Here is a 22896-nt window from a genome sequence, read left to right as displayed (position 1 = left end):
CAAAAGGAATCAATTCTTGGCGTATATCAATGAGCCCGCAGCTGTTCGATGTCACTGTAGGCCCACGATCATACGACAGCTCCCGGAGCCTGTGCCCCATGATGTTCTGGCGCCTTTTTCGGTCTCTCCTGATACTGCTTGCCATGGCCGCCTTTCCGTCCGTTCAGGCCATAGCTGAAACAGACTCGGAAACAGCCAGAACCTACTTCCCGGATGCCGAGCGCATCGAAGCCATGCCGGGAGAACAGCCCGCCATGGGCGTCTACCGCGAGGGCGAGCTTGCCGGTCTTGTTTTTGAGACGGTCAATTACGCCCCCATCCCTGCCTACTCCGGCAAACCGGTCAACATGCGCATCGGGCTCAACAGCGATGGCGAGGTTGTGGGCGCTGAACTGCTCGAGCATAGCGAGCCCATCGTCCTGACAGGGATCCCGGAAAAAAAGATGGACCAGTTCATCAACCAGTACATCGGCAAATCCATCCATGACCGCATGCGTGTCGGCCTCTCCTCCAGCAGGCGCGAGGGCTACGATTACGTGGATGCGGTATCCGGTGCCACCGTCACCGTGGTGGTCATGGGCGATACCATCATGCGTGCGGCACGAAAGGCCGCGGTCACTCACGGGCTGGTTGATGAGGACGCCGTGGATCTGCGGGAGCCGGCGACGGTCAAGCCGGACATGTACGAAGAGGCCGGCTGGGAAGAGCTGCGTGAACAGGGAGCCATCAGCAGGCTCCACCTCACCCGTGGTGAAGTGGATGACGCCTTCGAGGGCACTGAAGCGGAAGATGTGAACACGGCCCCGGACGGCGCCCGCGACGAGACCTTCATCAACCTCTATGCGAGCTACCTGAACACACCCACCACGGGTCGCAACCTGTTGGGCCAGGAGCACTACCAGCAGCTCATGGAGCGCCTGGACGAGGGTGAACACGCCATCATGCTCATGGCCGATGGCCGCTATTCATTCAAGGGCACCGGCTTTGTCCGTGGCGGTATTTTCGACCGCATCCAGATCAACCAGCGGGACAGCTCCATCCAGTTCCGCGACAGCGACCTGGTGCGGGCACCGGATTTCGTCCTGGACGACATGCCAAGCATCTCCGAAAAGGACATCTTCATTGTCCGCCAGCAGAACCGCTTCGATCCGGCGGCACCCTGGGAGCTTCAGCTCCGGGTCCGGCGCCAGTACGGTGCTCTGGACTCCACCTTCGTCAACTTCACGCTTGACTACAAACCGGTGGAAGCATGGTTCAACATCCCCGACCGGAGGGCGCTCAGCGAGGAAAGCGACCAGCCGCTCTGGGTCTCCGTCTGGCAGGACCGCAAGGTACAGATCGCGGTTCTAGGGGCAGGCCTGGGGGTACTGGTGTTCATCCTGCTGTTCCAGGACTGGCTCGCCAAGCGCCCACGGCTGCTGCACCCGCTGCGCATCGGCTTCCTGATCTACACCGTGGTGTTCATTGGCTGGTACGCCCTCGCCCAGCTCTCGGTGGTGAACATCTTCACCTTCACCAACGCCGTGTTCACGGACTTCAGCTGGACCACCTTCCTGATGGACCCGATGATGTTCATCATGTGGAGCTTCGTGGCCGCCACGCTGCTGTTCTGGGGCCGGGGCGTGTTCTGTGGCTGGCTCTGCCCCTTCGGCGCCATGCAGGAGCTCATCAACCTGGCCGCACGCAAGCTGAAGGTACCGCAGTTCGACGTCCCGTTCGCCGTCCATGAGCGGCTCTGGGCCCTGAAGTACCTGATCCTTCTGGTGCTGTTCGGTATTTCCCTGCAGTCACTCGGCGCCGCCGAACAGTACTCAGAGGTGGAGCCTTTCAAGACCGCCGTTACCCTGCACTGGCAGCGCGAGTGGGGCTATGTGCTCTACGCCGCCCTGTTGCTGGTGATCGGCATCTTCAACCACAAGTTCTACTGCCGCTATGTCTGCCCACTGGGCGCCGGCCTCGCCATTCCGGCCCGCATCCGGCTCTTTGACTGGCTCAAGCGGCACAAGGAGTGCGGATCCCCCTGCCAGATCTGCGCCAACGAATGCGAGATCGGCGCCATCCACCCGGATGGCCGGATCAATCCCAACGAATGCCATTACTGCCTGGACTGCCAGGTCACCTACTGGAACGACCAGAAGTGCCCCCCCATGATCCAGAAGCGCAAGAAGCGCGAGAAGATGGCCCGCACGGATGCAGACGACAGCAAAAACAACCCGAGAAAAATACCCGCTGTGGAAGTAAGCAGCTAGGTATCCCCAAAACGAGAGAGGCAAGGGAGACGACGTCATGACTAGGCGCGAGAACGAACATAACGACAACAACCAGCACGAAGAGGTCGCGAACCCCGGGAGACGCTCGTTTCTGGGTGCCACGGCCACGGTCGGCGCACTGGGCGTCACCGGGGGAACCGGAACAGCCCTGATGATGGGTGGTTCCGGGGAAGCCAGGGCCGCCGAAGGGAACCAGAGCACCCATGTGCCACTCGGGCAACTGGATGACTACTACGGCTTCTGGAGTGGCGGCCATTCCGGGGAAGTCCGGGTCTTCGGGGTCCCCTCCATGCGCGAGATCATGCGCATCCCGATTTTCAACCACTGCAGTGCCACGGGCTGGGGGATGACCAACGAATCCAAGCGGATCATGGGGGACACCCACAGGTTCACCAATGGCGATGCCCACCACCCGCACCTCAGCTACACCGACGGCAGTCACGACGGTCGCTACCTCTACATCAACGACAAGGCCAACTCGCGGGTCGCCCGTGTCCGGCTGGACATCTTCAAGCCGGATGCCATGGTGACCATTCCCAACATCCAGGCCGTCCACGGTCTGCGGCTCCAGAAGGCGCCCAAGACCGGCTATGTGTTCGCCAACGGCGAATTCCCCATCCCACAGCCCAATGATGGGCGGGATATGGACAGCCCGGACAAATACTGGACGCTCTGGACGGCCGTGGACGGGGAGTCGATGGAGGTGGCCTGGCAGGTCATGGTCGACGGCAACCTCGACAACATGGATGCCGACTACACCGGCAAGTATGCAGCCGCGACCTGCTACAACTCGGAAAAAGCGACCACGCTTTCCGGAACCATGAAGAGCGAGCGCGACTGGGTGGTGGTTTTCAACATCGAGCGCATCGAGCAGGCCGTCAAGAACGGTGACTACACCACCATTGGCGACTCCGAGGTGCCTGTCATCGACGGCCGGAAAGGCTCTGATGTCACCCGCTACGTCCCGATCCCGAAGAACCCCCACGGCTGTAATACCTCGACCGACGGCAAGTACTTCATCTGCGCCGGCAAGCTTTCACCCACGGTGAGCATGGTCGAGATCGCGAAGCTGGATGACCTGTTCGCGGGCAACCTTGAGAACGAGCGCGATGTCATCGCCGCTGAACCCGAGCTGGGTCTGGGGCCTCTGCATACCACTTACGACGGGCGCGGCAATGCCTACACCACGCTGTTCATCGACAGCCAGATTGTGAAGTGGGATATGGAGAAGGCGGTCCGCAACTACAACGGCGAGGATGTGAACTACATCATCCAGAAGCTGGATGTGCACTACCAGCCGGGCCACAACCACGCGACCCTGGCGGAATCCAAGGATGCGGATGGCAAGTGGCTGTTCTCGCTGAACAAGTTCTCGAAGGACCGCTTCCTTCCGGTGGGCCCGCTGCACCCGGAAAACGACCAGATGATCGATATTTCCGGCGAGGAGATGAAGCTGGTCCACGACACGCCCACCTTCGCGGAACCTCACGACACCGTTATCGTCTCGCGCGACATGATCAATACCACAAAGATCTGGAAGCGCGACGACCCCTTCTTCGCCGAAACCGTGAAAATGGCTGAGGAAGACGGCATCAATCTGGAGACCGACAATAAGGTCATCCGCGATGGCAACAAGGTTCGGGTCTACATGACATCAGTGGCGCCGAGATTCGGCCTCACCGAGTTCAGCGTGAAGTCCGGTGACGAGGTCACTGTCGTTGTAACCAACCAGGACACGGTTGAAGACGTCAGTCACGGCTTCTGTGTCATCGGCCATGGTGTCAGTATGGAAGTCAGCCCCCAGCAGACGTCATCCGTGACGTTCACGGCTGGTTCGCCGGGCGTGCACTGGTACTACTGCAACTGGTTCTGCCACGCCCTGCACATGGAAATGTCAGGCCGCATGATGGTCGAACCCGCGGATTCCTGATCCGCACAGCACCAGGACCGGGCACCCCGTGCCCGGTCCGCTTTCCACCAACGGTGATTACCTTGAGCCGAAGACAACGGTTTCTCGGCCTGTTACTGGGCGCGATCCTCTTTCCCGCCTGGGCAATGGCCGGCATCCAGCCAGGAAATCTGACACAGGCACTCGAAAGCGCCGACAGCGGCGACACACTGGAACTTGAACCCGGCCTGTTCACCGGCCACTACCGAATTGATACTTCCCTGACGCTTCAGGGGAGCCCCGGCACCATCATCGATGGTGGCGGCGAAGATACCATCCTGACCATCGCAGCGCCGGAAGTCCTCGTGGAGGGCCTTCTCCTGCGCAACAGCGGTGACAACCTGACAGACCATGACTCCGCAATCTTCGTGGCGGAAACGGCACGGGATACGCATATCCACGCAAACCGTATCCAGGCCAACGGATTCGGGATCTGGGTTGATTCCGCCCCCAACGTACTGATTGAACGCAACCGGATCACCGGCAATTCCGATATCCGATCCCAGGACCGGGGCAACGGCATCCACCTGCACAATGTCAACGGCGCCATGATCCGCGACAACACGGCCTGCGAAGCACGGGATGGCATCTACATCAACGTCAGTGACGATAATACGCTGGTCGGTAACCGCCTGTGCGACCAGCGCTACGGCATCCATTACATGTACTCCAACAACAACACAGTGCGCGGCAACCGGAGCTGGGGGAACCGCACCGGCTACGCTCTGATGCAGTCAACCAACCTTGAGATCATCAACAACCGGTCTGAAAACGACAAGGGCTATGGTTTTCTGATGAACTACATCACCCAGTCCACACTCAGGGGCAACAGCGCCGTCGACATCAAATCCTCAACAGTCCCGGACGGGACGGAAAGCATCGAGGGTGGCGAGGGCAAGGCCCTGTTCATCTACAACTCCCAGAAGAACCGGATCCATGGCAACACCTTCGCCCGCACGGCCATCGGCATCCACATGACCGCCGGGTCCGAAAACAATGAGATCCACGGCAATTCGTTGATCAGTAACCGCACCCAGGTCAAATACGTCTCCAACCGCGCCCAGGAATGGTCCAAGGATGGGCGCGGCAACTACTGGAGTGATTACATGGGGTGGGACATTGATGACGACGGCATCGGTGATGTCCCCTATGAGCCCAACGACGCCGTCGACCGCATCCTCTGGACCTACCCCATGGCACGCGTACTGATGAACAGCCCGGCGGTGGAACTCATGCGCTGGGTCCAGTCCGCCTTTCCAATCCTCAAACCCCAAGGGGTGAAAGACAGCCATCCGCTGATGCGGCCCCCGGAAACGCAGGATCAACAGTCATGACCAACGCCGTGGACCTTGAAACACTCAGCTGCCACTTCGGCGGCGTACACGCACTGACCAGCCTGGATCTCTCCCTCGGTGAGGGTGAGGTGCTCGGCCTGCTCGGGCACAACGGCGCCGGCAAATCCACGGCCATGAAGCTGATCCTGGGCATCCTCAGCCCCACCTCCGGGCGGGTCCGGGTCTTCGGGGAGGATCCCAGGGGGCCGGGATCGGGCCGGTTGCGACTTCAGCTCGGCTATCTTCCTGAAAACGTCAGCTTCTACGACAACCTCAGCGGCCGTGAGGTTCTGGCCTACTTTGCCCGCCTCAAGCGGGTGTCTCCGAAGGAAGTCAATCGGCTGCTGGGCCAGGTGGGCCTGGATCACGCCGCCAACCGCCGGGTCCGCACCTATTCCAAGGGCATGCGCCAGAGGCTGGGGCTGGCCCAGGCACTGCTTGGCGAACCCCGGCTGCTGCTGCTGGACGAACCCACGGTGGGGCTGGACCCCATGGCAACGCGGGATGTCTACCGCACCATGGACGAACTGCGCGCCAGGGGAACCGGCATCATCATCAGCTCCCACGTGCTGCCCGGCATCGAGCAGCACGTGGACCGGGTTGCCATTCTGGGACGTGGCAGCCTGCTGGCGGAAGGCACCATCGAGGCCCTGCGCGGCCAGGCGGAGCTGCCGCTGACCATCCGTGTACGACGCCAGGCGGATGCCCGCTTCCCGGAAACCGGACTGCACCCGGCCATTCAGGAAGCCACCCCCGACGCCGACAACAGCCTGGTCCTGACGGTTCCAACCGGGGACAAACTCAGGGTGCTCAATGAGCTGCTCAGCCTACCCGGGCTTGAGGATGTGACAGTGGAACCACCGACACTGGAAAGCCTGTACGCCCATTTCGACACCGAGCTCAACGAGGGGGAAACCCGGTATGCATGAATCCCTGGTCGTTGCCGGCAAGGAATTCCGGGACGGACTGCGTAACCGCTGGGTCCTTGCCATAACCCTGGTGTTCGCACTTCTAGCCATTGCCTTGGCCTGGTTCGGGGCAGCCGTTTCCGGCGAGGTTGGCTTCACCCGTGTCTCGACCACCATTGCCAGCCTTGCCAGCCTGGCGGTTTTCCTGATCCCCCTGATCGCCCTGATGCTGGCCTACGACAGCATCGTGGGCGAAGACGAGAACGGCACCCTGCTGTTGCTGATGACCTACCCCCTGAGCCGGACCGGACTGCTCGCCGGCAAGTTCATGGGGCACGCGGCCATCATGGGGCTGTCCACGCTCCTGGGTTTCGGCATTGCCGGGCTGGTGATTGTGGTCTTCGATCCCGAAGCTACCCTGGGCGCCCTCGCCGGCCCCTTCAGCCTTTTCATCGGCAGCGCCATCCTGCTGGGGTGGAGTTTTCTGGCACTGTCCTACCTGATCAGCGCCGCTGCCCGGGAAAAGGCGCGTGCGGCGGGAATGGCCCTGGTGGTGTGGTTCCTGTTCGTGCTCGTCTATGACCTGACGCTTCTGGGGATTCTGGTAGGTACCGAAGGACAGGTGAACGAAAGCCTCTTCCAGGTGCTGCTGATGGTCAACCCCACGGATATCTTCCGACTCATCAACCTGACCGGTTTTGAGCAGGTTGCGGAAGCCAGTGGCATGCTCGCCATTGCCACCAGTGAGAACCACTCGGTTGCGGGCCTGATCGCCCTTCTCGGGCTCTGGGTCATTGCCCCGCTTGCCCTTGCCGTAGCCGTTTTCCGGCGCCGGCGCACCTGAGACCAAGGAGCCAGCATGACCACCCGACGCGACATCATCGCATTCCTCGGCGCCCTGCCCATCCTGTCGCTGGCAGGCTGTGGCCAGAGCGCTACCACAGACTGCCAGCCCATTGTCCTGTCCGACGCCCGAAGCTGTGCGCTCTGTGGTATGACCATCAGCAGCTTCCCGGGCCCCAAGGGCCAGGCGTGCGTTGACGATGGCAATACCCTTGGCTTCTGCTCCACCAATGACCTGCTTTCCTGGGCCTGGCAACCGGACTCCAAGCCCCGGATCAGTGCGCTTTACGTCCATGACCTCAGCCATACCCGGTGGCAGTCGCCCTCGGACGATGCCTGGATTGAGGCAGCGAAGGCGGTCTATGTCGTCGGCCATGACCGGGAAGGCGCCATGGGCCATTCCCCAGCTCCTTTTTCACGGAAGAAGGATGCGGAACATTTTGTTGAAGCGCATGGCGGACACGTACTTGGATTCCGGGAGCTTGACTGGGACGCACTGAAAGCCAGTTCCTAACCGCCCACCGTAATCCGTATACTGGGCTTCCAAGACCGAACATCGGAGAGACAGCCCGCTATGAGCCAGGACAGCCACAAACAGGAAGCGGCCCGGGCCGCGCTCAAGCACGTGCTTCCGGAACTGACCCCACGCAGCATTCTGGGGATCGGCACCGGCAGTACCGTCAACTTCTTCATCGACGCCCTGGCCGCGGAAAAGGACCAGTTCGACGGCGCCGTCGCCAGCTCCGAAGCCACGGCCGAGCGCCTCAGGCAGCACGGGATTCCCGTCTATGATCTGAATGCAGTGGAACCACCCCGCTTCTACATCGATGGGGCGGATGAAGCCAACCATCGCCTGGAGCTCATCAAGGGCGGCGGCGGGGCGCTGACCCGGGAAAAGATCCTGGCGGCCGCTTCCGAGACCTTCCTCTGCATCATCGACGAGACCAAACAGGTGGACATGCTGGGCGACTTCCCCCTGCCGGTGGAGGTCATCCCCATGGCCCGCAGCTACGTGGGGCGCGAACTGGTCAGACTGGGCGGCGACCCGGAATACCGCGCGGGTTTCACCACTGACAACGGCAACATCATCCTGGATGTGCATCACCTGGACCTGAGCCGCCCCATCAAGGCCGAGGAAGCCATCAACCAGATCACCGGCGTGGTCACCAACGGCCTGTTCGCGAAGCGCCCGGCGGACCGGTTGTTCGTGGCCACAAGCTCCGGTGTCACTGAGAAGGGGCGCTGATCACAGCCCAAGCTGCCTGGCGATCAGCTCCTTCATGATCTCTGTGGTACCGCCTCCGATGGCCAGGATACGGGCATCCCGGGCCAGACGCTCCACGCCGGCTTCGCGCATGTAGCCCATGCCGCCGTGAAGCTGAACCGCTTCCCGGGTGACTTCCTCTGCCACCTCCGCGGTGAAATTCTTGGCCATGGCCACTTCCTTCACCGGCGCCTTGCCGGCGTCCATGAGCGCCGCGCAGTGGTAGGTGTACTGGGTAGCCAGCTCCACCCGGGTCGCCATATCAACAAGCTTGTGGCGGGTCACCTGGAAGCCGCTGATGGTGCGCCCAAACGCCTCACGCTCCCGGCTGTAGTCCATGGCCTTCTCCAGCGCCAGGCGCGCGGTCATCGCCCCCATGATGCACAGCATCAGCCGCTCCTGGAGGAAATTGGTCATGATCACCATGAACCCGCCGTTCTCCTGACCGATCAGGTTTTCCGCGGGCACCTTAACGTCCTCGAAGAACAACTCAGCGGTATCGCTGGCCCACCAGCCGGTCTTCTTAAGCATGCGCCCGCGCGAGAACCCGGGCGTATCACGCTCCACCAGCAGCATGCTGATGCCATTATGGCCGGCTTCGCCCGTACGCACGGCCACGGTGTAGTAATCGGCCCTCTGCCCGCTGGTAATAAAGGTCTTGCTGCCGTTGACCCGGTAATGATCGCCTTCCTTTTCCGCGCGGGTCCGGAGATTCGCCACATCGGACCCGCCACCGGGCTCGGTGATCGCCAGCGCTGCCACCGCGTCACCCCGCAGCACTTCGGGCACTACCCGTTCGCGCATGGCCTTAGGCCCCCACTTCACAATGGGTGGCAGGGCAATGTCATGGGAACCCAGGCCCGCCACCAGGCCTCCGGAGGTGCTGCGCATCAGCGCCTCACTCACCGCGACCTTGAGAAACAGATCCCCTTCCCCGGTGCCACCCAGCGCCTCTGGGTAACCAACACCCAGCAGGCCGGCATCAGCGGCCTTGCGATAAAGCTCACGCGGGAATTCACCCGCCTCTTCCCATTCATCAATATGCGGCAGCACTTCACGCTCCACAAAGCGCTGCGCCGTCTGGCGGGCCTGTTCATGGGTTTCATTGAAGCAGTGTGTTGAGGTTTTCATGAATGCCTTCCTTCAGCGGTCAGGGCCAGAGTGGACAGTCTGAGTGTGCCGCAAGCATTCACACCAAGCAAGCGCTTGGTCATGTGCTGATTTTTATCCAGGCCGATCCGCGCGTATAATTCCTGCCTGTTTCATGCAGCCTTCATTCATCCACAGAGAAAGGACACCGTCATGAACTTTGACAAGATCCCGCCCGGCAAGAACCCGCCGGAAGACATCTTCGTTGCCATCGAGATCCCGGCCAACGCCCAGCCGATCAAGTATGAAATCGACAAGGACATGGACGCTGTCCTCGTGGATCGCTTCATGGCCACCCCCATGTTCTACCCGGCCAACTACGGCTTCATCCCCAACACACTGGCCGATGATGACGACCCGCTGGACGCTCTGGTCATCACGCCCTATCCGGTCATGCCCGGCTCCATCATCCGCAGCCGCCCGGTGGGTGTTCTGAACATGGAAGACGAGGAAGGCGAGGACGCCAAGCTGGTCTGCGTGCCCCACGACAAGCTGACCACGGCCTACAAGGATGTCCAGGACGTTGAAGACGTGCCGGAGCTGCTGAAGGAACAGATCAAGCACTTCTTCGAGAACTACAAGGATCTTGAAGCCGGCAAGTGGGTCAAGGTACGTAACTGGGACAACGCCGAAGCCGCCCGCAAGGCGGTTGAGGAAGCGGTCAAGGCCGCCGGCTGACGCCGTTACCGGGCGGTTCTCCGCCCGGTAAATCTCCCTCTTCCGGCTCCTCCGGCCGGGAAAAATAGAAGCCCATCACGCCATCCACCGGCAGCTCACGCACCACGGCCCACTCGTCCTCAACCTCCACGCCACTGACGAAGACACGTATCCCCTGAGCACGCAGAACCGGCGCGATGCTGGACAGGAAGAAGCGTGCCGCCCGGCGCTGATGCAGATCCCGGATGTATTCCCGGCTGATACGTACAGCCTGTATGGCGTAGCGCCCCAGATACCCGAAACTCACGCCACCGGAGCCGAAATGGTCCACCATAAGCCCCGCCCCGGCCCGGGAGGCTGTCTCGGCCAGCAGTGACACAGCGGTCGGTTGAACACGCAGGGCACGCTCGGGCACCACCAGCCAGAGATTGCGGGTCTGGTCCCCGGCCGCTTCAAGCCGCATGGCCAGCCAGTGCATGAAGGTGTCATCGACCAGCGACGCCAACCCAAGCGATACGGCCACGCTGCCGTCCAGCCCCGGCCCATCACCGGAGAGCACCCGCTCAATGACCAGGCGATCAAACGCCGGCGTCCGGCCCGAGCGCTCCAGATGGGGCAGGAAATGCGCCGCCACCTTCCAGCGCTCCGCCAGCTTCAGCCGACCCAGTACCTGGGTCATCAGGACACTGCCGTCCATGTCATGCAGCGCCTGCGACGCCAGAGCTACTTCCTCCGAGGCCAGTGCTGCGTCAATAGCCTCCAGCCAGCCGCCCGCTCCGTTGATCGCGGCAGCCAGGGCATGCCCCCAGCAGAGCAGGGGGTCACTGCTGGCCGCCGCCGTCGCCAGGCCCTGGTCAGCACGGGCCAGCAGTGCGCCCACACCCAGCCCTGGTTCGACCCGGGTAACGCCGGCCTGGAAGATGCCCTGCTCGGGGACACTGAAGGTGCTGTAGCGCGTTGAAAGCTGTTCCACCAGCTCCTGCAGCCAGGCATCCGCCTCCACCGGCTCGACGCCGGTGATGCAGACCAGAAGATCGGCGCCCTGACCCCGGGCGGTCACCACACCCTCATGATGGGACTCAAAGTCCAGCAACGCGGCACCGCATTCCGTAAGGACCGCGTTACCCCGGGCCCGACCACGGCCCTCATTGAACAACTGGAACCCGCGCGGACGGAAAACGGCCACCACGCCGCCGGCAGCGGATTCGCGGGAATGGAGCTCCGCTGCCAGCGCCTGATCGAAGGCCTCGCGGATACGCAGTCCGGTTACCGGGTCCCGGCGGTTACGATGCTCCAGTTCGTTGATCAGACCAATCTGGCGCTCGAACGTCTCCCCCAGGCTCTGGGCCATACGGTTCAACGCCCGGGCAACACGGCTCAGCTCCCGAGCGCGGGGAGGATCGGTGCGGGCCGCGAAGTCATTCGCCTCAAGCGCCTGCGCCTGGATCTCCATCTGGCGCAATGGCGCCAGCAGCCGCCCGGCCCCGCGCCAGGCCAGCCACAGACTCACCACCAGGAGCGCACCGCTCCAGGCAAGACCCACGAGAAAGCTCTGCCAAAGGCGCACCAGCGCAGGCACGGGGTCGGCATGCACACGCACACTGCCCGCCGGCTCCCAGCCGTCCATCACAGTCGCTTCCCCCCGGGGCGACGGCAGGTCGGCCCACCACTGGAACCACCCCGGAACCGGCGGTGGCCCTGTCTCCACTTCGCGGCTGTGGCGCAGACTGCCGTCCGCCCGCACCAGCTCGATCCGCGTGTAGGCGCCGCTGTCGAACACCGCATCCACCAGCCGCCGCACCTGGCCCTCGCGCTCCAGGGCCGACACCGCCACGCCCAGCGCCGTCGCCGCGTCCTGGGTCTGGATGTGAAGTTCATTCTCCAGATAGGCACCGAAGCGACTGGCGCTGAACCACGTCCCCGCCATCAGCACCAGCGTCAGCAGTCCCCCGATGAAGATCACAAGAAGCACGCGCAGGCTGTACCCGGTGTCATCCGCTCGACGCATCATGCTCCCTCGACAAGGGCATAAAAGCGCCAGATTGACACAGATCCAGAATAAACGACTATAGTGAATGCACGGAATGTGACGACGCACACCAATAACAAGTCCTCAGTCATGACAGACACCAGCTCCCAGCAGGAGAAGCTGCGCCAGCACTTCGCCCGCCGCGTGACAACCCAGGCACGGGTGGTCCTCGAAACCTGGCAGAAGTTCCTGGAAGCCGGCGAACCACCACCCGGTCTGCGTGAAGACCTGATGGTCACCACGGAAAAGCTGGTCAAGTACGCCCGCCGATTCGAGATGACGGATCACGAGGCGGCTGGCGACAGCATCCGGACCGCGCTCGAGATCTGGCCCGAAGGTCGCCCCATCAACACCGAGATCCGGGAAAATCTGCAACGGGGCATGGATCAGCTCTCGCGCTGCACCCTGCGCCGCTCGGACCAGCAGGAAGACGAAACGCCCAGAACCTGGCTGCGCACGCCCATCTATCTCGCTTTCAATGACAGCGACTACGCACAGCGCATCATCCGCCAGATGGAGTTTTTCGGGTTCCGGGCCGCGGCCTTCGCAACCCCGGACGAGCTGGACGCGGAATGCGCGCGCAATAAACCCGAAACCATCGTAATCGATGTGGATTTCGGTGGCGGAGAGGCCACTGCCGGAATCGCCACCATGGAGCGTATCCAGCAACGCCATGAAACCCCCATTCCTGTGCTCTACATGAGCCGCGAGGACGGTTCCATCGAAACCCGGCTGCGGGCGGTACGCTCCGGCGGTGAGGAATTCTTCTACCAGGCCCTGGATCCGGGCCAGCTGATCGAGAAGATCGAGCACTACTCCTACGCCCATCCACCCGACCCCTACCGGGTTCTGGTGGTGGACGATTCGAAAGCCCAGGCCAAGTACATCGAGAACGTGCTCCAGAAAGCCGGCATGCGCTCGCGCGTGCTGACCGACCCCATGGAGGTCATTGACGCGCTGGACGAATTCTCACCGGAAATCATCATCCTGGACATGTACATGCCGGGGTGTACCGGCACCGAACTGGCCAAGGTCATCCGCCAGCAGGACCATCTTCACAGCGTGCCCATCATCTACCTCTCCGCCGAAGAGGATGTCTCCAAGCAGCTGCATGCCATGAGCATGGGTGGCGACGACTTCCTGACCAAACCCATTGATGCCAAGCACCTGGTGGCCACCCTGCACAACCGCGGCCGGCGGGCACGCTCGCTGCTGGCACTGATGATCCGTGACAGCCTTACCGGCCTGTACAATCACACCCACACACTGAGCCTGCTCGAATCCGAGATCAGCCGGGCCCACCAGAGCGGCCAGCCTCTGACCTTCGTCATGCTGGATCTCGATCATTTCAAGCGGATCAACGACACCTACGGCCATCCCATCGGCGACCGGATCCTCAAGAGCCTGTCCCTGTTCCTCAAGCAGCGCCTGCGCAAAACCGACCACATCGGCCGCTATGGCGGCGAGGAGTTCGCCATCGTGCTGCCGGACACCCGCGAGGAGGATGCGCTGGGCGTCATGAACGAGATCCGCGAGAAGTTCAGCCAGCTGCGCCAGCCGGCCGCGGGCACCGATTTCCATGTGACCTTCTCCTGCGGGGTGGCCCAGTGGCGGGGCGAATCGCCCCAGGAGCTGTGCGAGCGTGCCGACACCCTGCTCTATGGCGCCAAAAGCGAGGGCCGCAACCAGGTCGTTGCAGGAGATTGATATTTCGTATCACCGCTATTGATCTACGGCTAACATGCGTTCACACTTTCCTGAACGTGCCCGGATCTTAGCGCGAAAACACAAAAACCGACGCAAAATAAGCCGAAAAGAAACAATTATGGCCACGATCCTCGTCCTCCACGGCCCCAACCTGAACCGGCTCGGCACGCGCGAGCCGGGCACCTATGGGGCGGCCACACTGGCGGATATCAACCAGCGTCTGCACGAACAGACCAGCGAGGCCGGCCATCACCTGCTCACACTCCAGAGCAACGCCGAATACGAGCTCATTGAACGGATCCATGACGCGGCCGATGAAGGCATCGACTTCATCCTTTTCAATCCCGCCGCTTTCACGCATACCAGTGTGGCCCTGCGGGATGCCCTGCTGGCCGCCGCGATACCGTTCATTGAGGTGCATCTTTCCAACGTGCATGCACGCGAGCCCTTCCGCCATCACTCCTTTTTCTCGGATATTGCCGAGGGCGTGATCAGCGGATTCGGGGCAGAGGGCTATGAACTGGCCCTTACCGCCGCATGCCGCAAACTGAGGTGAATGAGAGCCCCATATGGACATTCGCAAAGTCAAGAAACTGATCGAGCTTCTGGAAGAATCCGACGTCGAGGAACTTGAGATCCAGGAAGGCGAGGATTCGGTCCGGATCAGCCGTCGCCGCGCCGACACCGTGACCATGGCCGCGCCCGCCCCGGCCCCCGCGCCCCAGCAGGCGGCACCGGCGCCCCAGCCCCAGCAGAGCGCTGGCAGCGGACAGGCGGAGGAGAAGACCGAACCGGACGAACCCCAGGGTCACCTGGTACGCTCGCCCATGGTGGGTACCTTCTACCGGGCGCCCTCGCCCACAGCCGCCTCCTTCGTGGAAGTGGGCCAGAAGGTACACTCCGGTGACGCCCTCTGTATTGTCGAGGCCATGAAGATGATGAATCAGATCGAGGCCGACATCAGCGGAACCGTCTCCCAGATCCTGGTCGAAGACGGCGAGCCCGTTGAATACGACCAGCCCATGTTCGTCATCACCTGACAGCGAAGCGCCGCATCATGATCAATAAAGTACTGATTGCGAACCGGGGCGAGATCGCCCTGCGCATATTGCGGGCCTGCAAGGAACTGGGCATCCGCACCGTAGCCGTGCATTCACGCGTGGACCGCGACCTGATGCACGTCCGCCTGGCGGATGAGTCCGTGTGCATCGGACCCAACAGCGCCGCCGACAGCTATCTCAACATCCCGGCCATCATCAGTGCCGCTGAGGTAACGGACGCCGACGCCATCCACCCCGGCTATGGCTTCCTGGCCGAAAACGCCGACTTTGCCGAACAGGTCGAGAAGAGTGGCTTCCGCTTCATCGGGCCCTCCGCCGAGACCATCCGGCTCATGGGCAACAAGGTTTCCGCCATCCGCTCCATGGTCAAGGCCGGCGTCCCCACGGTTCCGGGCTCCAATGGCCCGCTGACCGACGACGAGGAGCGCACCCGCCAGGTCGCCCGTGAAATCGGCTATCCGGTCCTGATCAAGGCCGCCTCCGGCGGTGGCGGACGCGGCATGCAGGTGGTGCACACCGAACACGCCCTGCTCAAGGGCGTGCATGTGACCCAGCGTGAGGCCCGCGGCGCCTTCGGCGACGAAACGGTCTATCTGGAGAAGTACCTGGAACGCCCCCGGCATGTGGAAGTGCAGGTGCTTGCGGACCAGCACGGCAACGTCATCCACCTGGGCGACCGCGACTGTTCCCTGCAGCGCCGCCACCAGAAGATCATCGAGGAAGCACCCGCGCCGCACATCGATCCTGAAGCCCGGGAGCGCACGCTCCAGGCCTGCCTCGACGCCTGCCGCGAGATCGGCTATGTGGGCGCCGGCACCTTCGAGTTCCTGTACCAGGACGGCGAGTACTTCTTCATCGAGATGAACACCCGTGTCCAGGTGGAGCACCCGGTTTCGGAGATGGTCACCGGTGTCGATATCGTAGCCGAACAGATCCGTGCGGCCGCCGGCGAGAAGCTGCGCTACCGCCAGGAGGACATCGAGATCCGCGGCCATGCGCTGGAATGCCGCATCAACGCCGAGGATCCCAAAACCTTCTCGCCCAGCCCGGGCCATGTGGAACGGTTCCACCCACCGGGCGGGCTTGGCGTGCGCGTGGATTCGCACCTGTATTCCGGCTACAGCATCCCGCCGTACTACGACTCCCTGGTGGGCAAGCTCATCACATTCGGCGAGAGCCGCGACATCTGCCTCACCCGCATGCACAACGCGCTGGATGAGCTGGTCGTCATCGGCATCAAGACCAACGGATCACTGCACCAGCGGCTGGTTCGTGATGAAGGCTTCCGCAGCGGAGACATCACGATCCACTACCTGGAACAGCTGATCCGAAGGGACTGAGCCATGGCCTGGGTCCAGCTCCACATCCAGTCGGACAGTGAGCATGCCGAGCTGCTGGAACAGATGCTGCTCGAGGCCGGTGCCGAGGCCGTGAGCATGGAAGACAGCGAGGATACCCCGCTCTATGAACCGGAGCGGGGCAGTACGCCGTTGTGGGACAGCACCACGGTTACCGGGCTGTTCCAGGGCGACGCTGATCTCGCCGGCGTCCAGGCCCAGGTGGCGGAAGCCTACCACTCAGCCACCCAGACCCACTTGGAATCCATGGAAACGGAACTGCTTGAGGACCGGGAATGGGAACGGGCCTGGATGGATGACTTCCGGCCCGAACGCTTCGGCAACCGCCTCTGGATCTGCCCGAGCTGGCAGGATCCGCCGGAACCGGATGCGGTGAACATCACCCTGGACCCTGGGCTGGCATTCGGCTCCGGCACACACCCCACCACCCGGCTCTGCCTGGAATGGCTGGACGCCAACCCAGTCAGGGATCTGGAAGTCGTGGATTACGGCTGCGGCTCCGGCATCCTCGGGCTGGCGGCGCTCAAACTGGGCGCCCGGCACGTTGTCGGCACCGACAACGACCCTCAGGCTCTGGATGCCAGTCGTGACAACGCCCGGCGCAACGGCATTCCCGATGACGCCCTGGCGCTGTATGCCCCGGAGGACCAGCCGGATACCCGCTGTGACCTGATGCTTGCCAACATACTGGCCCAGCCATTACTGTCTCTGGCACCAACACTGGCCGGTCAGGTACGGCCGGGCGGACGGATTGTGCTTTCCGGCATCCTGTCCAGCCAGGCCGACTCGATCAGTGATCGCTATGCCCACTGGTTCCACATGCAGTCACCGACGGAACAGGAAGGCTGGATCTGCCTGACCGGCACGCGCCACACGGACTGAAGTGGAGCCGACTGCATGGCCACAGAATCGGAAACCCTCACCCGCTGCCCCTACTGCCAGACGCGGTTCCGGGTAACCCCGCGCCAGATAGAGGCGGCCAGGGGACGGGTACGCTGTGGCCACTGCCTGTACGTGTTCAATGCCGTTGAACACGCCGAGCCGGAAGAAGACCCCACCACCAAACCCCAGTCCACAGCCCCACAGGAGCCGTCTTCCGGAACGGAAACCGAGGCGGACGACCTGGTCTTCGACGACAACCCGGAGGAGGACGCCCAGGATAGCCGCTACGCCGGCCACGACGAGCTCGAGGAAGAAGCTTTCAGCGAGGACTTCCTGGCGCTGGATGCCGGCGACCGTTCGGGCTTCCGCAGCGAGCTCGACGACCTGGATTCCCGGGAACAGCTGGAGGATGATGAAAGCTGGGCGGAGTCACTCCTGCAGGAGGTCGAGAGTGAACCGACCGAAGCCCCCGACAAGCCCGACTCCCCTGCCCCGGAACCACCGCCCCGGGAAAAGACGCCTGACCCGGAGCCCGAGCTGGAACCTGGTCCTCGACCGGAACCCCGGAATACAGCCCCTAGCGGGCCGGACTGGCAATCACTGAGCACCGACCCCATTGTCACCAGTCGGCCCGACCGCTGGCGCTGGCTGCGCAGACTGGCATGGCTGCTGGGCATTGCCGGTATGGCCGCCCTTCTCGTCTACCAGCTGGGCTGGTACCGTTTCGAACGGCTGGCGCTCTACGAGCCGATCCGCCCCTGGTACGAGCAGGCCTGCGAATGGGCTGGGTGTGAGCTGCCCCCCCTGGTCGCCACCGACGCGCTGGAACCGCGCCGCCTGGTGGTCCGCAGCCATCCGGACATGGCCAATGCCCTTCTGCTGGAGGTCACTATTGTCAACGAAGCCGGCTTTGACCAGCCGTGGCCCGCCATCGCCCTGAGCTTCTCCAACCTCAACAACGATGTGGTGGCCCAGCGCGTTTTCCAGCCACAGGCCTACCTGGCGGACGACGAAGCAGAACGTGGCCGCATTCCCTCCGGGGAGGGGCGGCGTATCCGTCTGGGACTTCAGGACCCGGGCAAGGACGCCATCAATTACCGGATCGACTTCCTCCCCGCGCGTCAATAGTCCCGACCCAAAAATACTCGGTTTTTCAGCCAGCCATCCCCTTTAATGGGATGAGAGCCCGGAGTATCATTGTCTCCCCCTGAGCTGGTCGAGATTTGACCAACCCGCACGGATCCAATCACCGGGAGAACGCTGTGGTCGCCATTGGCCCCCATACGCTGCCCAACAACCTGGTTCTGGCCCCCATGGCGGGTGTCACGGACAGACCCTTCCGGCTCCTGTGCCGCAGAATGGGTGCTGGTCTCGCCATCTCGGAAATGGTTACAGCGGACGCCAGCCTGTGGAGTTCGCGCAAATCCCGCCAGCGGATGGACCACGACGGGGAATCTGAGCCCATCGCAGTCCAGATCGCGGGCGGCGATGCCCCGATGCTGGCCGAGGCCGCCCGTTTCAACGTCGCCAATGGCGCCCGGATCATCGACATCAACATGGGTTGCCCCGCCAAGAAGGTCTGCAACAAGGCCGCGGGATCCGCGCTGATGCGCGATGAAGCCCTGGTGCGCGAGATTCTGGAATCCGTCGCGGCGGCCGTGGATGTGCCGGTCACGCTCAAGATGCGCACCGGCTGGGACCGGGATAACAAGAACGCGGTGACCATCGCACGCATGGCCGAAGACGCCGGCATTGCCGCACTGGCGGTACACGGGCGAACCCGGGCCGACGCCTATAAGGGCGAGGCGGAATACGGGACCATCGCTCAGGTCAAGCAGGCGGTGGATATCCCCGTCTTCGCCAACGGCGATGTGGACACCCCCCGCAAAGCCGCACAGGTTCTGCGGGAAACCGGCACCGATGGCCTGTTCATCGGTCGGGCCGCCCAGGGCAGGCCCTGGCTCTTCCGCCAGATCAACCACTATCTGGCCACGGGGGAGGAGCTCCCGGACCCCGGAGCGGAGGAAATCCGCAACATCCTGATGGGGCACGTGGAGGCGCTGCACGCCTTCTATGGCGAGTACATCGGGCTGCGGGTGGCACGCAAGCACGTGGGCTGGTACCTGCAGGCCCGTGATCCGGACAAGACATTCCGCCGGCACTTCAACCGCATTGAGGACGCCGGCGCGCAGCTTCAGCTGCTCGATCATTACTTTCAAGGCATCCAGACAGAAGAGGTACGTGTCGCATGAGCACTGAATTCATGGCCGAGGACAACCGGGCCCGGCAAACCGACGAGCCCCTCACAACGGCGGCCGGCAACGGTCAGACCGTCACACTGCGCGACAGCGTGGAACAGGCTCTGGAGAACTACTTCTCCCAGCTCGACGGCGCGCCGGTCAGCGACGTCTACCAGCTGGTGCTGTCCGAGGTGGAAGCGCCGCTGCTGGAGAAGGTCATGGAGTACACCGGTGACAACCAGACGCGTGCCTCCGCCATGCTCGGTCTCAACCGGGGCACCCTGCGCAAGAAGCTCAAGCAGTACGGCCTGCTGTAAGGAATCGGAGCCATCATGACGGAACAGCCCAATGCGACCCCCATGCGCCGGGCGCTGATCAGCGTCTCGGATAAGACCGGTATTGTTGAATTCGCCCAGGCCCTGCGCGAGCGCGGCGTGGAGATCCTCTCCACCGGCGGCACTTTCCGGCTTCTGACCAGCAGTGGTATCGAGGCGAAGGAAGTCTCCGACCACACCGGCTTCCCGGAAATCATGGGTGGCCGGGTCAAGACGCTGCACCCGCTCATCCATGGCGGCATCCTTGGCCGCCGTGGCACGGACGACAGCGTTATGGCGGAACAGGGAATCGACCCCATCGACATGGTGGTCGTGAACCTCTACCCCTTCGAACAGACCGTTGCCGACCCGGACTGCGACCTGCCCACCGCCATCGAGAACATCGACATCGGCGGGCCAGGCATGCTCCGCGCTGCTGCCAAGAACCACCAGGATGTTGCTGTTGTCGTGAATGCCGACGATTACGACCCCATCCTGAATGAAATGGATGCCAACGACGGCGGTCTACGCAGCGCCACGCGCTTTGACCTGGCCACCCGGGCCTTTGAGCACACGGCCGCCTACGACGGCGCCATCGCCAACTACCTGGGCGGCCGGCTGGACAGCCAGGCGGAGCCGGATCCCTTCCCGCGCACCTTCAACAACCAGTTCGAAAAGGTGCAGGACATGCGTTACGGCGAGAACCCGCACCAGAGTGCCGCGTTCTACCGTGAACGTGGCGCTACCGAGGCGTCCGTCTCAACCGCGCACCAGCTCCAGGGCAAGGCCCTGTCCTACAACAACGTGGCGGACACCGACGCCGCCCTGGAATGCGTCAAGCCCTTCGCGGATCCGGCCTGCGTGATCGTCAAGCACGCCAACCCCTGTGGGGTGGCCATCGGCTCGGACCTGAAGCAGGCCTACGAACTGGCCTTCGCCACCGACCCGACCTCATCCTTCGGCGGCATCATCGCCTTCAACCGCCCCCTGGATCCGGAAGCGGCGGCTGCGATCATCGAACGCCAGTTCGTGGAAGTGATCATCGCACCGGAAATCACGCCGGAGGCAGCGGAGGTGCTGGCAGCCAAAAAGAACGTGCGCGTGCTGGCCTGTGGCCCCTTCAATGACGAACGGATTGCGGCCTGGGACTACAAGCGGGTCACCGGTGGCCTGTTGGTTCAGGACCGGGATCTGGGCATGGTCGATGAGAACACCCTGCAGATGGTGACCGACCGTTCGCCCTCACAGGACGAACTGGAAGATCTGCTGTTCGCCTGGGAAGTGGCCAAGTACGTCAAGTCCAACGCCATCGTCTACGCCCGCCATGGCCGCACCATCGGCATCGGCGCCGGCCAGATGAGCCGTGTCTACAGTGCGCGCATTGCCGGCATCAAGGCCGCCGACGAAGGGCTTGAAGTCAAGGGCTCGGTCATGGCCTCGGATGCCTTCTTCCCGTTCCGGGACGGCATCGACCAGGCGGCCGAAGCGGGCATCCAGGCGGTGATCCAGCCCGGCGGCTCCATGCGCGATCAGGAAGTGATCGACGCCGCCAACGAGCACGGCATCGCCATGGTCTTCACCGGCATGCGTCACTTCCGGCATTGAGGTGCTTATGCAGATCCTGATCATCGGCGGCGGTGGCCGCGAACACGCACTGGCCTGGAAGGCGGCCCAGTCACCGCAGGTCCAGCAGGTGTACGCCGCGCCCGGCAATGCCGGGACCGCCCGTGAGCCGGGTGTTGAGAACGTGGCGCTGGCAGACGACGACATTGATGGCCTCGTTGATTTTGCCACGAACAGGACCATTGACCTGGTCATCGTCGGTCCCGAGGCGCCACTGGTTGCGGGTATCAGTGACCGGCTGCGTGCAGCCGGCATAGCCGTTTTCGGTCCCAGTGAAGCCGCCGCCCAGCTGGAAGGGTCCAAGAGCTTCGCCAAGGACTTCCTGGCGCGCCACAGCATCCCCACTGCCGACTACCGGACCTTTGGGGACATGGAGGCGGCACTGGAGTACCTGCGTGAGAAAGGTGCGCCCATTGTGGTCAAGGCGGACGGCCTGGCCGCCGGCAAGGGCGTGATCGTGGCGGAGACCCTGGCCGAGGGGGAAGATGCCGTGCGCGACATGCTCGCCGGCAACACCTTCGGCGATGCCGGCCACCGCGTGGTCATCGAGGAATGCCTGGCCGGCGAGGAAGCCAGCTTCATCGCCATGGTGGATGGCTCCAACATCCTGCCACTGGCCAGCAGCCAGGACCACAAACGGGTGGGCGATGGCGACACCGGCGCCAACACCGGTGGCATGGGCGCCTATTCCCCTGCCCCCGTGGTTACGGAGGAGGTCCACGAACGCATCATGCGGGAAGTCATCGAGCCCACGGTTGCCGGCATGGCGGACGAGGGCCACCCCTACACAGGCTTCCTGTACGCCGGGCTCATGATCACCCCCAACGGCTCCCCCAAGGTCATCGAGTTCAACTGCCGGCTGGGCGACCCGGAAACCCAGCCGCTGCTGATGCGGCTGCGCTCGGACCTCGTCCAACTCTGCCTCGCCGCCACCCAGGGTGGACTGGGCCGGCAGCAGTGCGACTGGGATGAGCGCCCCGCCCTGGGCGTGGTGATGGCCGCCGGCGGCTACCCCGCCAAATACCGTAAGGGCGATGCCATCACCGGCCTGGATGACCTGGACGGCGACGGCCTCAAGGTTTTCCACGCCGGCACCCAGCAGGAGGCTGATGGTCGTGTGACCACCGCCGGCGGCCGGGTCCTGTGCGTAACCGCGCTGGGCGGAACGGTCGAGCAGGCCCAGAAGGCGGCCTATGCGGGCGTTGATCGCATCCGGTGGGACGACGCCTACTGCCGGCGGGATATCGGCTTCCGCGCGCTCAACCGGGACTGATTCGGCACTCCGCAGACCAGGGGCGTATCGGCTGTC

Annotated in this window: 20 protein-coding genes; 18 read left to right on the top strand and 2 right to left on the bottom strand. The window is 63.2% G+C overall.

Annotated features, from left to right (window positions below; translation table 11 throughout):
* Positions 1–98 precede the first annotated feature (98 nt).
* The 7 genes from nosR to rpiA all read left to right on the top strand — a co-directional run bounded on the left by nosR (position 99) and on the right by rpiA (position 8549).
* Entirely contained in the window at positions 99–2249 is a 2151-nt protein-coding gene (nosR, locus tag F3089_RS06215; RefSeq protein ID WP_225741694.1) for a transcriptional regulator NosR, read from the top strand.
* A gap of 37 nt (positions 2250–2286) precedes the next feature.
* The gene (nosZ, locus tag F3089_RS06210) at positions 2287–4200 is read left to right on the top strand and encodes a TAT-dependent nitrous-oxide reductase (protein WP_151439947.1); all 1914 of its coding nucleotides are present in this window, start codon (positions 2287–2289) and stop codon (positions 4198–4200) included.
* 62 nt (positions 4201–4262) lie between these two features.
* The gene (locus F3089_RS06205; RefSeq protein ID WP_225741693.1) at positions 4263–5552 is read left to right on the top strand and encodes a nitrous oxide reductase family maturation protein NosD; all 1290 of its coding nucleotides are present in this window, start codon (positions 4263–4265) and stop codon (positions 5550–5552) included.
* The gene (locus F3089_RS06200) at positions 5549–6481 is read left to right on the top strand and encodes an ABC transporter ATP-binding protein (RefSeq protein ID WP_151439946.1); all 933 of its coding nucleotides are present in this window, start codon (positions 5549–5551) and stop codon (positions 6479–6481) included. The genes F3089_RS06205 and F3089_RS06200 overlap by 4 nt, the downstream gene beginning before the upstream one ends.
* Entirely contained in the window at positions 6474–7304 is an 831-nt protein-coding gene (locus F3089_RS06195; protein WP_151439945.1) for an ABC transporter permease, read from the top strand. The genes F3089_RS06200 and F3089_RS06195 overlap by 8 nt, the downstream gene beginning before the upstream one ends.
* 15 nt (positions 7305–7319) lie before the next feature.
* Entirely contained in the window at positions 7320–7817 is a 498-nt protein-coding gene (locus F3089_RS06190) for a nitrous oxide reductase accessory protein NosL (RefSeq protein WP_151439944.1), read from the top strand.
* Positions 7818–7877: 60 nt separating this feature from the next.
* Positions 7878–8549, top strand: a complete 672-nt coding sequence (rpiA, locus tag F3089_RS06185; RefSeq protein ID WP_151439943.1) for a ribose-5-phosphate isomerase RpiA — start codon at positions 7878–7880, stop codon at positions 8547–8549.
* Here the strand turns inward: rpiA and F3089_RS06180 are convergent, their stop codons facing one another.
* Positions 8550–9698 (bottom strand): acyl-CoA dehydrogenase family protein, encoded by a 1149-nt coding sequence (locus F3089_RS06180; RefSeq protein WP_151439942.1) that lies wholly within the window; start codon positions 9696–9698, stop codon positions 8550–8552.
* A gap of 171 nt (positions 9699–9869) precedes the next feature.
* Here F3089_RS06180 and ppa point away from each other — a divergent pair, with 171 nt between their 5' ends.
* A complete protein-coding gene (gene ppa / locus F3089_RS06175) occupies positions 9870–10394 on the top strand; it encodes an inorganic diphosphatase (protein WP_095615730.1) in 525 nt (174 codons plus the stop codon).
* Here the strand turns inward: ppa and F3089_RS06170 are convergent.
* Positions 10378–12384, bottom strand: a complete 2007-nt coding sequence (locus F3089_RS06170; RefSeq protein WP_151439941.1) for a bifunctional diguanylate cyclase/phosphodiesterase — start codon at positions 12382–12384, stop codon at positions 10378–10380. The two genes, ppa and F3089_RS06170, sit on opposite strands and share 17 nt — an antisense overlap.
* Before the next feature lie 108 nt (positions 12385–12492).
* On the opposite strand from F3089_RS06170, the gene F3089_RS06165 reads away from it, so the two are divergent.
* From F3089_RS06165 to purD, 10 genes are all read left to right on the top strand, one after another.
* Positions 12493–14109 (top strand): GGDEF domain-containing response regulator, encoded by a 1617-nt coding sequence (locus F3089_RS06165; RefSeq protein WP_151439940.1) that lies wholly within the window; start codon positions 12493–12495, stop codon positions 14107–14109.
* A gap of 118 nt (positions 14110–14227) precedes the next feature.
* Positions 14228–14665: a type II 3-dehydroquinate dehydratase gene (gene aroQ, locus F3089_RS06160; RefSeq protein WP_151439939.1), complete on the top strand. Its 438-nt coding sequence runs from the start codon at positions 14228–14230 to the stop codon at positions 14663–14665.
* A 13-nt stretch (positions 14666–14678) separates the two neighbouring features.
* Positions 14679–15149, top strand: coding sequence for an acetyl-CoA carboxylase biotin carboxyl carrier protein (gene accB, locus F3089_RS06155; protein WP_151439938.1), 471 nt, complete (start codon positions 14679–14681; stop codon positions 15147–15149).
* A gap of 17 nt (positions 15150–15166) precedes the next feature.
* Positions 15167–16510, top strand: a complete 1344-nt coding sequence (accC, locus tag F3089_RS06150) for an acetyl-CoA carboxylase biotin carboxylase subunit (protein WP_151439937.1) — start codon at positions 15167–15169, stop codon at positions 16508–16510.
* Positions 16511–16513: 3 nt separating this feature from the next.
* Complete coding sequence (gene prmA / locus F3089_RS06145) at positions 16514–17410, top strand: 50S ribosomal protein L11 methyltransferase (RefSeq protein WP_151439936.1); 897 nt, start codon at positions 16514–16516, stop codon at positions 17408–17410.
* A 15-nt stretch (positions 17411–17425) separates the two neighbouring features.
* A complete protein-coding gene (locus F3089_RS06140) occupies positions 17426–18538 on the top strand; it encodes a DUF3426 domain-containing protein (RefSeq protein WP_151439935.1) in 1113 nt (370 codons plus the stop codon).
* A gap of 134 nt (positions 18539–18672) precedes the next feature.
* Positions 18673–19662, top strand: a complete 990-nt coding sequence (dusB, locus tag F3089_RS06135) for a tRNA dihydrouridine synthase DusB (protein ID WP_095616560.1) — start codon at positions 18673–18675, stop codon at positions 19660–19662.
* A gap of 11 nt (positions 19663–19673) precedes the next feature.
* Positions 19674–19967 (top strand): DNA-binding transcriptional regulator Fis, encoded by a 294-nt coding sequence (gene fis / locus F3089_RS06130; RefSeq protein WP_233128840.1) that lies wholly within the window; start codon positions 19674–19676, stop codon positions 19965–19967.
* Positions 19968–19982: 15 nt separating this feature from the next.
* A complete protein-coding gene (gene purH / locus F3089_RS06125; RefSeq protein ID WP_151439934.1) occupies positions 19983–21569 on the top strand; it encodes a bifunctional phosphoribosylaminoimidazolecarboxamide formyltransferase/IMP cyclohydrolase in 1587 nt (528 codons plus the stop codon).
* Between the two features lie 7 nt (positions 21570–21576).
* Positions 21577–22860: a phosphoribosylamine--glycine ligase gene (purD, locus tag F3089_RS06120; protein WP_151439933.1), complete on the top strand. Its 1284-nt coding sequence runs from the start codon at positions 21577–21579 to the stop codon at positions 22858–22860.
* The last annotated feature ends 36 nt before the right edge of the window (positions 22861–22896 follow it).

Origin of the sequence: Halospina sp. K52047b (assembly GCF_008709855.1) — a bacterium.
Lineage (GTDB): Bacteria > Pseudomonadota > Gammaproteobacteria > Pseudomonadales > Oleiphilaceae > Halospina > Halospina utahensis_B.
Note: the sequence above shows the minus strand (reverse complement) of the source record. Positions and strands in the feature narration are given on the sequence as shown.

Excerpts from the sequence above, each read along its gene's own strand:
- prmA (WP_151439936.1), top strand. The coding sequence starts at position 16,514 with ATGGCCTGGGTCCAGCTCCACATCCAGTCGGACAGTGAGCATGCCGAG.
- nosR (WP_225741694.1), top strand. The coding sequence starts at position 99 with ATGATGTTCTGGCGCCTTTTTCGGTCTCTCCTGATACTGCTTGCCATG.
- aroQ (WP_151439939.1), top strand. The coding sequence starts at position 14,228 with ATGGCCACGATCCTCGTCCTCCACGGCCCCAACCTGAACCGGCTCGGC.
- fis (WP_233128840.1), top strand. The coding sequence starts at position 19,674 with ATGGCCGAGGACAACCGGGCCCGGCAAACCGACGAGCCCCTCACAACG.
- F3089_RS06180 (WP_151439942.1), bottom strand. The coding sequence starts at position 9,698 with ATGAAAACCTCAACACACTGCTTCAATGAAACCCATGAACAGGCCCGC.
- rpiA (WP_151439943.1), top strand. The coding sequence starts at position 7,878 with ATGAGCCAGGACAGCCACAAACAGGAAGCGGCCCGGGCCGCGCTCAAG.
- F3089_RS06190 (WP_151439944.1), top strand. The coding sequence starts at position 7,320 with ATGACCACCCGACGCGACATCATCGCATTCCTCGGCGCCCTGCCCATC.
- F3089_RS06195 (WP_151439945.1), top strand. The coding sequence starts at position 6,474 with ATGCATGAATCCCTGGTCGTTGCCGGCAAGGAATTCCGGGACGGACTG.
- F3089_RS06200 (WP_151439946.1), top strand. The coding sequence starts at position 5,549 with ATGACCAACGCCGTGGACCTTGAAACACTCAGCTGCCACTTCGGCGGC.
- F3089_RS06170 (WP_151439941.1), bottom strand. The coding sequence starts at position 12,384 with ATGATGCGTCGAGCGGATGACACCGGGTACAGCCTGCGCGTGCTTCTT.
- purH (WP_151439934.1), top strand. The coding sequence starts at position 19,983 with ATGACGGAACAGCCCAATGCGACCCCCATGCGCCGGGCGCTGATCAGC.
- F3089_RS06140 (WP_151439935.1), top strand. The coding sequence starts at position 17,426 with ATGGCCACAGAATCGGAAACCCTCACCCGCTGCCCCTACTGCCAGACG.
- purD (WP_151439933.1), top strand. The coding sequence starts at position 21,577 with ATGCAGATCCTGATCATCGGCGGCGGTGGCCGCGAACACGCACTGGCC.
- accB (WP_151439938.1), top strand. The coding sequence starts at position 14,679 with ATGGACATTCGCAAAGTCAAGAAACTGATCGAGCTTCTGGAAGAATCC.
- ppa (WP_095615730.1), top strand. The coding sequence starts at position 9,870 with ATGAACTTTGACAAGATCCCGCCCGGCAAGAACCCGCCGGAAGACATC.
- F3089_RS06165 (WP_151439940.1), top strand. The coding sequence starts at position 12,493 with ATGACAGACACCAGCTCCCAGCAGGAGAAGCTGCGCCAGCACTTCGCC.
- nosZ (WP_151439947.1), top strand. The coding sequence starts at position 2,287 with ATGACTAGGCGCGAGAACGAACATAACGACAACAACCAGCACGAAGAG.
- accC (WP_151439937.1), top strand. The coding sequence starts at position 15,167 with ATGATCAATAAAGTACTGATTGCGAACCGGGGCGAGATCGCCCTGCGC.